The organism is Bacillus cereus group sp. N24, assembly GCF_016483345.1.
In the GTDB taxonomy this organism is placed as follows: Bacteria; Bacillota; Bacilli; order Bacillales; family Bacillaceae_G; genus Bacillus_A; species Bacillus_A toyonensis.
Map to the genome: position 1 here is coordinate 66,727 of NZ_JAEHCA010000018.1, position 12,248 is coordinate 78,974.

Consider the following 12,248-nt stretch of genomic DNA (forward strand, 5'->3'; position numbering starts at 1 on the left):
CAAATGTAAACTTAAAAAACATAGAAGATACTTATGTATCGAGACAAAGAAAAAAGGAGCTATTATGCTCCTTTTTTCTTTGTTATATATTTTTATCTTTTGGGAATGTAATCGTTAAAGCCGTTCCTTTACTAACGGTACTTTGGATTTTTAAATTACCATGCATCGTTTCAATAATTTTAACAGCAACCATCGTACCTAAACCAGTACCTTTTGATTTTGTACTAAAATAAGGTTCGCCAAACCTGTTAATTTGCTCTTGTGACATTCCAATTCCGCTATCTTCAATTCGTATTATAACTTTATTATTGCTTATAGTGGAGGATATATTTAAGGTACCACCATTAGGCATTGCTTCAATACTATTTTTTATTAAGTTTAAAAAACATTGTTGAAAGTGTTGTTTATTACCAACAATGGTTGCCTTTGAGAAATCTTTTGTAATATGTATCGTATTCATATTACATAATGGCAATATCATATTAATAGCTCGATTTAACTCTTGGTCTATTGAAATATGATCTAGTTTTTCTGGTGCTGGTTTAGCAAACGTTAAATAGTCATCAATAATCTCTTGCGCACGATTTAATTCTTCAAGTATATGTTCAATGTATTCGTCCCTTGATTCAGGAGATAAATTTGGTGTTTTTAAAAGTTGTGTAAATCCCTTTACGACAGTTAAGGGATTTCTTACTTCGTGCGATATACTAGCAGCAAGTTGACTAACGATCTCCATCTTTTCCATTTTAATTAATTTTGAGCGCATAAATACTGCATCTTTTAAAACTTCATTAAAATAAACAATAAATAACATTAAAGTAGTCGGTAATAATATGAAATAAATAATATATAAATTATTTACTTCAAATTCTGATAATGTTAGTACAATCACAGTTGTAAATATTGCTAGGAAAAAAGTTAAAAACATAGCAAAAGCTACTTTAACCTTTCTATTGTATCTATTAAATTTTGTAGATGCGAATGCTGTTATGATGAACATTGTGCCATAAACGATAACTGTTAACATGTTAAATCCATAAAATAAAACTCTTGTAATTAATAAAATAGTAAACAATATAATGCCGACAGGGAATCCACCATAAAGTGTACCTATTATTACTGGGATTTGTCTTAAATCATGAATACAACTTTCATCCATATAGATAGGGTATCGCATACATAAAATAAGTGGGATACTCGTACAAAGAATAATAAGCAGTTTTTTATGTTTCTTCAAATAGCGCCCACTATCATATATAAAATAAAAAATAAATATACTACTTAAAATGTAAAGAAGATTATTTAATACATTTTGATTAATATAAACAAAGTCCATAATATTAGCCTCGTTATTCTGAATTTCCATTTCATATGTATTATACATGATAAAAGTATAAACTCTATATTTGTTTTAAAAATATAGAGTTTATATCATTTTAGCACGAGATACTTTTAACCATGCTTCATAAAATTCTTTTACTGATGTATACCGTTCTGCACGGTTTTCATTTACAGCACGAGAGGCAACCTCATATAATTCTTTACTTGCATCCCATTTTATAAAGGAACGATCTTGTTCACCACCTAAAAGTACGAAAGCTACCGCGCCCATATTAAATACATTTGTTTTTTCATCAATTATAGCGTTTAACTCAAATTCTTCAGGAGACATAAAACGAGAGGAACCCCATAGTCTTCCCATTTTATTTATGTATGGTTTTATAGAGTATAAATCAATATCACAAATCTTCGTCTCATTTGTACTAAAATTATATAAAATACTACCGTCATAAAAATCTATAGCTACATAGTTTTTCTGTTCTACATGAGCATGGAAAGAAAAAATGGCATTCAATGAATAAATTCGTTCCACAACAGTTAAATGTCTAAATTTATAAAATGGAGAGTTTGGATTTTTATATTTCTCAGGAGGTGGGAAACTCCAATGCGGGTGAAGCGATTCCCCATCAAACCAATCAAATATTAAAACATATCCATTTTGTACTGGAAAGTGTTCAATTAAAGTTATTAGTGATTCGTGTTTTAATTCATCGTAAAGGGAAACTGATTTTATTAATGTTTCAATAGCGGCCTCTGGAGTTCCATTATATGCAATTGCTTGTGCCCCTGCATATTTAATAAATTTCTTATGACCATCCTTTTCTACACCAAAACATATATTACCCGAATCTTGCTGGTCAAAAACGGCAAATACAGTTCCTAATTTCAAAAGCCAATCAAAATTATGATGCTCTTTTAATTGTAATGTTACTTGATTCAACTGAATTTCAACTGGAATATCTTTCATAATGTACCTCGCATTTATTATAATAAAGTTGTATGTTTTAATATTCGACATATTTTGTGAAAATCCTATATTAATAACATGCAATTTTATAAATATAATGATAAAAGCTTTTTAGGAGGCAAATAAAATGGATCAAAAAATTATTATAAAATCCTATCAAAAAGACTGGCATGAAGAATACTTAAAGGAAAGATACAAATTTAATTCTTTATTAGGGGAAGAAATCGTTGCTATTGAACATATAGGAAGCACTGCCGTAGAAGGGTTAGGCGCTAAACCTCTTATTGATATGATGATTGGCGTAACGGATTTACAAATTACCGAAAAGTGGACTCATATCCTTTCGAAAATTGGATATGAGTATGTCCCAAAAGAAACACCAAGTTGGCGGTTTTTCAGAAAGGGGAAATGGAGAGCGGGTACTCATCATTTGCATGTTTATATTTATAATAGCGAGGAATGGAGAAATAATCTTTTGTTTCGAGACTTTCTAAAAAAACATGAATGGGCACGTAAAGAATATAGAGAACTAAAAGAGGGGCTTGCAGCTACATATCCTTTTGATCGTGTGTCGTATACAAATGCAAAAGCGCCATTTATTCGAAATATAATAGAATTGGCTAGAATTAATTAAAGTTAAATTTACAGTTTTTTATCTAAATAGTTTTGACAATAGTACTGATAAATCCTTCTTTTGCTTTTTAAAAGGAAGGATTTTCTGTTTTGTCATAAAAATATACTTTCTTTCTATTTATTGGAGACAGATTGTTTTATTTATTTCGATGTTTCTAGTACATTAAAAATATTAAGGGGGAATGAAACAATGAAAGCAATTATACATCAATATAAAAAAGGCTTAGAGGGGTTAGAATATAAAATTTTATCTGAATTAACTCCTAATGCTGGTGAAGTAAAAGTAAAGTTAAAAGCTGCAGGGTTAAATCATAGAGACTTATTTATAATAAATAATAGAAAAGAAATGGATATACCATTAGTAATAGGATCAGATGGATCGGGCATTGTTACAGAAATCGGAGAAGGGGTTTCAAATATTTCACTACATACCGAGGTTATTATTAATCCTAGTATTGGATGGGATAGTATTGCTAATGTGCCAGAGTTACCTGAAGTGTTAGGTGGACCGAAAGATGGAACGTTTGCTGAATATGTAATTGTACCAGCTGAAAATGTAGTGGAAAAGCCGTCATATCTTACTTGGGAAGAATCCGGTGTTCTATCATTATCGGCATTAACTGCATATAGAGCACTTTTTACAAAGGGGAGATTGAAGTGCGGTGAACATGTTTTAATTCCAGGAATAAGCGGTGGTGTGGCAACCTTTTCCATGTTATTTGCGAAAGCAATTGGTGCAAAAGTAAGTGTTACTTCAAGGTCAAAGAACAAAAGAGTGATTGCTGAAAAATATGGTGCAGACTGTTCTTTTAATAGTTCTGGAAATTGGGAAGAGAGCTTGCAAGGAGAAAAAGTAGATTTAATTATAGATAGTATTGGTCCTGCGACGTTCTTAAAATATTTTGATGTATTAAAACCAAATGGAAGAATTGTTAATTTTGGTGCAAGCTCAGGAGATAAAATTGAATTGCCATTACGTGCATTATTTTATAATCAAATCGATATTATGGGAACATCTATGGGAAGCCGTGAGGAATTTAATGAAATGATTCAGTTTATAAAAAAACATAAAATTAAACCAATTATGGATAAAAGTTTTTCGTTAGAAGAAGCAGTTCAGGCATTAAATCGTATGGAACAAGGCGAACAATTTGGTAATATCGCTCTACGTATGGAATAAAAATATGATTTAACAACTAATATTTTTATATCAATATGGTATGTATTTTATGTATGTATAGATTTTTAATTTTGTTATTTAGAAAGGTTTTTTAACAATATATATTTTTAACGCATGTAAATAGTTACATAATTGTAAAATGAAAAATAGTAAAAACAAATAAAGTGAAAATCCAAATGTGACTAAATGTTGTATACTGTGTAAATCAAGTAAACTCGTATCTTTATTTTAAGAACGATGAGAAAAGTTAAGGAGAGAGTAACGTGAATTACACAGTATTTCAATGGATAAACAATTTAGCCGGTACATCTACACTATTAGATAAGGTAATGATTGTTATTACAAATAGCGCTGCATATGTGGCGATTCTATTTATGTTTATCTTATGGTTTCATAATGGAAAAAAAGAGAAAGCGATAAGAAAACAATACACAGTGTTATATACGACACTTTCTGTAATGATTGCATTATTAGTAAATGTTTTCATTCATGCGGTATATTACCATCCGCGTCCGTTTATAGCACATGATGTGCATCAATTAGTACCACATGCAGAAAATTCATCATTCGTGAGCGATCATTCTGTACTTGTATTTTCGATTGCGTTCGTCTTTATGCTTAGAGGAGAAAAACTTAAATATATAGCGCTTATTTGGGCGGTATTAGTTGGCATATCACGTTTGTATGTAGGTGTTCATTTCCCGTTAGATGTAATTGGTGCCGCTGTAATAACAATTATAACAAGCGGCTTGTTGTTGCAGAATAAACGAATATTTGAACCAATCGCAAAAATCGTTTTCAAAATGTATGCGTTGGTAGCAAAACGAATTCCTTTTTTAGCAAAATATAACCATATAGCTTAGGGTTAAAATCTACTATTTATAAGTTTGGTTTAAAAAAGTTCCCACCTTGGGTATCCATAGGGGGAACTTTTTTTATTGAATAAAAGAATGGTATTGGAAATGAAATGTAGAAAGAACTGATGATTGTCAACAAGTAGTTAGAGTAAATAATGTAGGAAATATGAGTACAGTAAGGGGTGTAATAATAACATTATTATCGGTAATCTCAAATTTTTTTATTTAGGAGAGCTTTACATTATATATTATAACAGCCAGGTTACGAAAAATAGTTAAAAAGTTACGGTATCGATAATATAAGGATTACACCTACAACAGTCACGGCTATAATTTTAATTACTTCGCTCTTTACTTCCTTCTCCAAAACAACACCTCCCGACGCGTTTAAAAATCTATTGTAATAATACTATCATTAGACAACCTTATTTTTCCAATTAGAATATTCATGTTAAACACTTGAAGAAATTACTTATCTATATAGCAAATAAATGTTTTTAGTCTCTCTTTACACGATAAAGGAAAGCTAACTTTAAAAAATGTATTTTTATTTGAATATTCATTAATTTCACATACCGTACTATAAATGAATAAAATTAAACCAAAAATAATAATAGTTGGTTTTGTTTTAAAGGAATTAAACAGAAAACTTCGAAACATATAGTATCGAAAATAAAAACAAAAACTACATATTTTAAAGTGCATCTTCGCAGAAATCAATTACAAATGAAAGGAGATAAGTATGCATAAACTTCAAACGAATAAAGGTGCTCGATATATGATGATTGCTTTTATTGTTTTGTTTCTTACTATGCTTTTGCGTATATTCTATATACAAGCAGTAGGAGTCGTGCATAATGTGGATGTAAAAGATCTCGCGAATGAACAACATAATAAAAATGGAGTATTAGAAGCAAACCGTGGCACAATTTATGACCAAACTGGAAAGGTACTAGTACAAGATTCCGCAACGTATCGAGTTGTTGTGAATTTAAAAGGAAAAGATAAAGTGAAAAATAGTGATGAAACGGCACAACAATTAGCTGATGTACTTGAAATTGATAAAGAGGAAGTAATAAAAAATTTTCATGAAGGACGCACACAAGTTGAAATTGGAAAAATTGGTCGGAACTTATCTAGAGAAACGAAGGAGAAAATTAGGAAATTAAAAATACCGGGTGTATCTTTTATGCCTGAAAAAGCAAGAGTGTATCCAAATGAAGATTTTGCATCCTATATACTTGGTTTTGCTAGACCAGATGATAAAGGAAATACGGAAGGGAAATTTGGACTTGAAAAAAGTTTGGATAAATATTTGCGCTCTACGAACGGGAATATAGAATATGTAGGAACACGAAGAGGTATCCCACTTACAAATGACATAGGTAAAGTAGAACCTGCTAAACATGGAAATAACGTATATCTTACGCTTGATAAGCAAATTAATAGTTTTTTAGAAGAAGCGATGAACAAAGCACATCAACACTATGATCCTTCTATGTTAATAGGAATTATTGCAGATCCAAAAACTGGTAAGGTTTTAGCGATGTCTAGTAAGCCTAGTTATAATCCTAATAAAGGCGATATCGAATACTTTTTAAATGATCCAATTGCAAACGCATATGAACCAGGTTCAACAATGAAAGTGTTTACGTTAGCTGCTGCTATTAATGAAGGTGTATATAACGGGAAAGAATATTTTCAATCAGGAAAATATTTGGTTGGTTCAACAGATATAAAGGACCATAATGGTGGATTTGGATGGGGCTCAATTACATTTGATGAAGGCTTTGAAAGATCGTCAAACGTAGCTTTTTCTATTTTAGAAGATCAGTTATTAAAACCGAATAAATTTAAGCAATATATGAATAAATTTGGTTTCAATCAAAAAACAGGAATAGATTTACCCGGAGAAAGTAAAAATACATTATTATTAAACACACAAATCCAACAAGTTACAACTTCTTTCGGGCAAGGTTCCACTGTCACTCCTATTCAATTAATACAAGCCGCTACGGCAATAGCAAATGACGGGAAAATGATGCAACCATATATCGTTGATAAAGTTGTAAATCCAACAAACAAACAAGTTATTATGGAAAATCAACCGAAAGAAATTGGGAATCCAATAAAAAACGAGACAGCGGACAAGGTAAGAAGCTTAATGGAGCGTGTTATTACGTCTTCAAAAGGAACTGGTACAATGTATAAAGTGGATGGTTATCCAATTGGAGGTAAGACAGGAACAGCACAAATTCCGAACCCTGAAAATGGACGATATATGGAAGGAAAAGAAAATTATATTTTTTCATTTTTAGGAATGGCTCCAATTGATGACCCAGAGTTAATCGTATATTTAGCTATTAAGCAGCCGAAATTAAAGGGAGACGAGTATGGAGCCCAGCCTCTTGCTGAAATATTTAAACCAGTTATAAAAAATAGTCTTGAATATTTAAAGGTGAAACCATATACAGAAAAACAAATTGCAGATGCAACGAAGCAATCTCAATTAAAAGTACAAAGTTATGTGAATCAATCGATGGATACAGCAGAGGAAAGTGTAGAAAAAGAGAAGCTACAGCCGGTTATTTTAGGAGAAGGAAAAATAATAAAACAATACCCACAGTCTGGTGAGGTAATGAGTGAAGGAGATCGCATATTTCTATTGGGAAATAACGCAAAAATGCCAAATATAAAAGGTTGGTCCATGCGTGATGTTATGTATTTCTCTAAGCTTTTGAACTTAGATTTAAAAACTTCAGGGACGGGTTATGTAACAAATCAAAGTATTGAAAAAGGGCAAGATTTACAAGAAGGTGATACGTTAAAACTAGAATTAGAACCACCGCTACAACCGTTAGTAGAGGCAAATACGAATTAATTTGGACATTGTGAAGGGCCTATATATAAGAGGCTCTTTTTTTTAGAGATTCTAGTAATTTCACGCACCGTAATTTTTAGAAAAAATAATAAATAAGACTGTTAACATTGGCATAATTTTAAATATGTGATTATTTATTATTTACAGTTAAATATATATGTGATAATATGGAAAAAATCAAATGCAGTGAAGAGAAGAGTAAATAAAATGAATTTTTCACAGAGAGCTCCATAAAGCTGAAAAGGAGCAAAAATTCTTTATTGAACCAAGCCTCTGAGCAGTACATCGGAATCTTTTATAAGAGGATGGTGTGACGGGAGCTCCCGTTATAGAGCTACGGTATAAGCATGAAAACAATGCAGTACCTGATAAGTTTAATATGGCGACATATTAATAAACTAGGGTGGCACCGCGATGATAAATCTCGTCCCTAAGACTATAAGTCTTGGGGGTGGGATTTTTTATTGTTTTAAAACAATATGGAAAGCGGGGGCCTAAAGTGAAAAAAATACTTAAAGATTGGAAATATCCTTTATTACTACTGTCCGGAGTTGGTATTGCGAATTTAGGTGCATGGATTTACTTAATAGCACTGAATGTAATTGTCTATAATATGGGTGGCTCAGCCTTAGCTGTTGCTACTTTATATGTAATAAAGCCACTAGCCGCTTTATTTACAAACGCTTGGTCAGGAAGTATGATTGATCGTTTAAATAAACGAAAATTAATGATACACCTTGATATATATCGTGCAATATGTATTGCTATGTTACCTTTACTTTCATCACTTTGGATTGTTTATGTATTCGTATTCTTTATAAGTATGGCCAGCGCGATTTATGAGCCGACTACTATGACGTATATGACGAAATTAATTCCAGTAGAGCAAAGACAACGTTTCAATTCACTACGTAGCTTAATATCATCCGGTGCATTTTTAATTGGTCCGGCGGTAGCGGGAGCTTTATTAATAGCGAGTACACCAGAGTTTACTATATATATGAATACTATAGCATTTCTCTTATCAGGATTAATTACACTACTTTTACCTAATCTTGATAAAAAAGAAGCTTCTCATTCACCTAGTAATACAATATCTATTTCACTATTAAAAAAAGATTGGAACACTGTTATAAATTTTAGTAGAAAACATGTGTATGTCGTATGTGTGTACTTCTTATTCCAAGGAATGATGATATTAGCTACCGCAACTGATTCACTTGAATTATCATTTGCGAAAGAAATTTTATTGTTAACAGATAGTGAGTATGGCTTTTTAGTAAGTATTGGTGGAGCGGGCTGTATTTTAGGCGCCATAACAAATACAATTTTATCAAAAAGATTAGCACCTTCATTTCTAATTGGGATAGGATCATTATTCATCGCACTCGGATATTTAATCTACGCTTTTTCAAGTGGATTTTTAATAGCTGCTACCGGATTTCTTATTTTATCTTTCTCTATGGCATATGCAAATACAGGGTATTATACATTTTACCAAAATAACGTTCCTGTTCATATGATGGGACGGATTGGGAGTATATATGGGCTCTTTATTGCAGTAGTAACAATTTTTATTACAATATTGTCCGCTGTTGCAACGCAATTCATTTCTATACAACTTGTAGTCATTGTAGGAACATTAGGAATGCTGTTTATAACTATCGTATTGTGTGTATTTACTTTATTACCATCACAATTTAAGTGGGGTTCCGATGAATCAATAAATTCGAAATGAATTTTGTGTTCTTATTAATAATTTATCGTATTCAATTAAAGGGTTCTTTCTCCTTTATATGGAAAAATAATAAGGGGAAAGAACAATAAGAAAAGACAAGGGTGGTTGTCGTGATAAAAACAAAAGGGGAAATAGACAAAATTGTAAAAGAGATGTATCGGAATATAGATTTCTCTGGGGTAGTTTTAGTGAAAAAAGAAAAAAACTTAATCTATGAAGAGGCGTTTGGTTACGCAAATAGAAGTGAATGTATAAACAATACACTACAAACAAAATTCGGAATTGCTTCAGGATGTAAATTATTCACTGCAATCGGCATCTGTCAACTTGTTGAAAAAGGTGTAATTACTTTTCATACAAAGTTAAAAGATTGTCTACATATTAAATTTCCAAACTTCAATGATGATATTACAATACACCAACTTTTAACACATAGTTCTGGTATTCCAGATTATTTTGACGAAAGTATAATGGATAACTTTGAGGATCTTTGGAAGCAAACACCTATGTACCTTTTAAAAAGTTTAAAAGACTTTTTACCATTATTTCAAAACAATAATATGATGTTTGCACCAGGAAGTAAGTTTCACTACAACAATGCAGGCTTTATCTTACTTGGATTAATAATAGAAGAGCAAACAGGACTTGAGTTTGCGGAATATATAGAGCAAAAAATATTGAATCCAATTGGCATGAATGATTCCGGCTATTTCTCTTTAGATACATTACCAAAGCACACCGCTCTTGGATATATAAAAGATGTAAATAACCAAAAATGGAGAACAAATGCATATTCCATACCGATAAAAGGTGGTTCTGATGGCGGTGCTTATATTACCGCACCAGACATGCTTAAGTTCTGGGAAGCATTATTTAACTATGAAATATTAAGCCAAGAATATACTAATTTACTTTTAACTTCTCATATTCAAGTAAATAATAATCAGTTTTACGGCTATGGAATATGGATTGAAACAAGACAAAATAATATTTTTAAATATCATATAATGGGCTATGATCCAGGTGTTAGTTTTCGCTCGGCCATTTATCCAGACTTAGGAATTACATTAGTTATTCCTTCGAATAAAGGAGCAGGACCTGAAAAATTAATGAAAGAACTAGAAAAATCTTTTTGAAAAAGTTAAAAGAGTTCATAATTGCATCTGCCTTGAAATGTACTCTGTATAAGTCTTCATTTTAATTATTAAATGAAGACTTTCTGTAATTGATTAACACTGTTTTATGATTGTATATCGATATTTATATGTAATATTAAAGAGGTGGGGAAAATTTGTATATATTAAACGGTAGTATGTTTATTGTTTTTGGAGTCATCTCCTATTTAATTGTACGAAGTATTTTAATTGGGATGAAAAATAAAAAAAATGTAAATTGGTGGAAAGAATTAATTCGTTTTCTATTCGTAGTATACATTTGTATGGTTGTTGCCGTAACTTTATTTCCTTTACCAATTGGTTTTCCTTCTAGTGCTGAAAATCTTAGTCGTTCAGTTAATATTATTCCCTTTGCATCAATTTTTAAGGATATTGGTCAAATAGGAAGTGCTTATGATGGTGATGTCCTATTTATGATCGGTCTAATCGTAAGAAATGTTGGTGGGAACGTTTTATTATTAATACCTTTAGGTTTTTTAGCACCAATTATATGGGATACATATAAAAAGATTAAAAATACTATTTTATTAGGATTTACCATATCAGTTAGTATTGAATTATTACAACTAATTGAGTCTTTATTTAGTGGATCGGCACGTATTACTGATATTGATGATGTGATCTGTAACGTTCTAGGTTCTATTGTTGGTTATTTTATTTATAAAATCACTTTAAAGCTAGCTGCTACATTTAATATGCAAGTAGTAGATAAAACTAGTTCTAAAGATGTTAAGTAATGATAAAGGTTAAACGAGTTTATGAATGTAATAATAAAGACGTACGAGTAATAAGTATGTCTTTTTATTTTTATAACTAATGAGTAAGATTGATGGGAAATTACATTCCACATTATACACTTTAAAGTAGCTATCGTATTTCAAGTATGGGATGAAAAGAGGCGAATATAATTTTCAAAGGCAAACAAGTATATAGGAGGACTCTAAATGGATATTCTATTTGTTATTCTACTTGTTATTCTTATAATTATATTAATGCAAGGTAAGGAATATAAAGTGAATATTAATCGTATTTGGATCATTCCGGCTTTGCTGTGCTTCGTAACAATCCAGTCCATTATTCATATGGGACAATTAAATATATTACAAGTACTACTATTTGTTGCAATGCTCGGTATTGGATTGGGTCTTGGGGTTATTAGGGGAAAAGCATTAACATTTCGATTAGATAGTGAAACTGGTCATGTAATACGAAAGGGAAATTGGTTAAGTACAATTATTCTACTTGGTATTTTAGGTGCAAAAGTTGTGATTAAGCAGAGTATGTTTTCTGGCAGTACGCATCAAACATTAACGATTGTAACGAATGCCTTTTTATGTATCACATTAGGTACTGTAATTAGTAGAAGATATTATATTTGGAAAAAATATAATGATTTAACACAAAAAGCGTAATTTCATTCTTCCCTTGTTTAACAATGCTATGAACGGTAATACTAAATAACATTGAACATTTACA

At 31.1% G+C, this 12,248-nt stretch carries 10 protein-coding genes and 1 other annotated feature; of the genes, 8 read left to right on the forward strand and 2 right to left on the reverse strand.

Features of this window, described 5'->3' with window-relative positions; translation table 11 throughout:
• Positions 1–82: 82 nt before the first annotated feature.
• Together JDS95_RS22225 and JDS95_RS22230 are read right to left on the reverse strand one after the other, a co-directional pair.
• A complete protein-coding gene (locus JDS95_RS22225; RefSeq protein ID WP_139823489.1) occupies positions 83–1,384 on the reverse strand; it encodes a sensor histidine kinase in 1,302 nt (433 codons plus the stop codon).
• A gap of 42 nt (positions 1,385–1,426) precedes the next feature.
• Positions 1,427–2,308 carry a serine/threonine-protein kinase gene (locus tag JDS95_RS22230; protein ID WP_144467130.1) on the reverse strand — a complete coding sequence of 294 codons (882 nt, stop codon included), beginning with the start codon at positions 2,306–2,308 and terminating at the stop codon, positions 1,427–1,429.
• Positions 2,309–2,435: 127 nt separating this feature from the next.
• On the opposite strand from JDS95_RS22230, the gene JDS95_RS22235 reads away from it, so the two are divergent.
• The 8 genes from JDS95_RS22235 to JDS95_RS22270 all read left to right on the forward strand — a co-directional run bounded on the left by JDS95_RS22235 (position 2,436) and on the right by JDS95_RS22270 (position 12,184).
• The gene (locus tag JDS95_RS22235; RefSeq protein WP_085450224.1) at positions 2,436–2,942 is read left to right on the forward strand and encodes a GrpB family protein; all 507 of its coding nucleotides are present in this window, start codon (positions 2,436–2,438) and stop codon (positions 2,940–2,942) included.
• A 189-nt stretch (positions 2,943–3,131) separates the two neighbouring features.
• Positions 3,132–4,121 carry a zinc-binding dehydrogenase gene (locus tag JDS95_RS22240; RefSeq protein WP_085450225.1) on the forward strand — a complete coding sequence of 330 codons (990 nt, stop codon included), beginning with the start codon at positions 3,132–3,134 and terminating at the stop codon, positions 4,119–4,121.
• A gap of 263 nt (positions 4,122–4,384) precedes the next feature.
• A complete protein-coding gene (locus tag JDS95_RS22245; RefSeq protein ID WP_199690794.1) occupies positions 4,385–4,984 on the forward strand; it encodes an undecaprenyl-diphosphatase in 600 nt (199 codons plus the stop codon).
• Positions 4,985–5,720: 736 nt separating this feature from the next.
• Positions 5,721–7,859, forward strand: coding sequence for a penicillin-binding protein (locus JDS95_RS22250; protein WP_000549370.1), 2,139 nt, complete (start codon positions 5,721–5,723; stop codon positions 7,857–7,859).
• Between the two features lie 177 nt (positions 7,860–8,036).
• Positions 8,037–8,294: a binding site (T-box leader), on the forward strand.
• A 64-nt stretch (positions 8,295–8,358) separates the two neighbouring features.
• Positions 8,359–9,597, forward strand: a complete 1,239-nt coding sequence (locus JDS95_RS22255) for an MFS transporter (RefSeq protein ID WP_000722087.1) — start codon at positions 8,359–8,361, stop codon at positions 9,595–9,597.
• A 110-nt stretch (positions 9,598–9,707) separates the two neighbouring features.
• Positions 9,708–10,733 carry a serine hydrolase domain-containing protein gene (locus JDS95_RS22260; RefSeq protein WP_199690795.1) on the forward strand — a complete coding sequence of 342 codons (1,026 nt, stop codon included), beginning with the start codon at positions 9,708–9,710 and terminating at the stop codon, positions 10,731–10,733.
• A gap of 155 nt (positions 10,734–10,888) precedes the next feature.
• Positions 10,889–11,509 carry a VanZ family protein gene (locus JDS95_RS22265; protein WP_199690796.1) on the forward strand — a complete coding sequence of 207 codons (621 nt, stop codon included), beginning with the start codon at positions 10,889–10,891 and terminating at the stop codon, positions 11,507–11,509.
• Between the two features lie 207 nt (positions 11,510–11,716).
• Positions 11,717–12,184, forward strand: a complete 468-nt coding sequence (locus tag JDS95_RS22270) for a CcdC protein domain-containing protein (RefSeq protein WP_085450229.1) — start codon at positions 11,717–11,719, stop codon at positions 12,182–12,184.
• The last annotated feature ends 64 nt before the right edge of the window (positions 12,185–12,248 follow it).

Excerpts from the sequence above, each read along its gene's own strand:
- JDS95_RS22250 (WP_000549370.1), top strand. The coding sequence starts at position 5,721 with ATGCATAAACTTCAAACGAATAAAGGTGCTCGATATATGATGATTGCT.
- JDS95_RS22235 (WP_085450224.1), top strand. The coding sequence starts at position 2,436 with ATGGATCAAAAAATTATTATAAAATCCTATCAAAAAGACTGGCATGAA.
- JDS95_RS22240 (WP_085450225.1), top strand. The coding sequence starts at position 3,132 with ATGAAAGCAATTATACATCAATATAAAAAAGGCTTAGAGGGGTTAGAA.
- JDS95_RS22225 (WP_139823489.1), bottom strand. The coding sequence starts at position 1,384 with ATGTATAATACATATGAAATGGAAATTCAGAATAACGAGGCTAATATT.
- JDS95_RS22230 (WP_144467130.1), bottom strand. The coding sequence starts at position 2,308 with ATGAAAGATATTCCAGTTGAAATTCAGTTGAATCAAGTAACATTACAA.
- JDS95_RS22270 (WP_085450229.1), top strand. The coding sequence starts at position 11,717 with ATGGATATTCTATTTGTTATTCTACTTGTTATTCTTATAATTATATTA.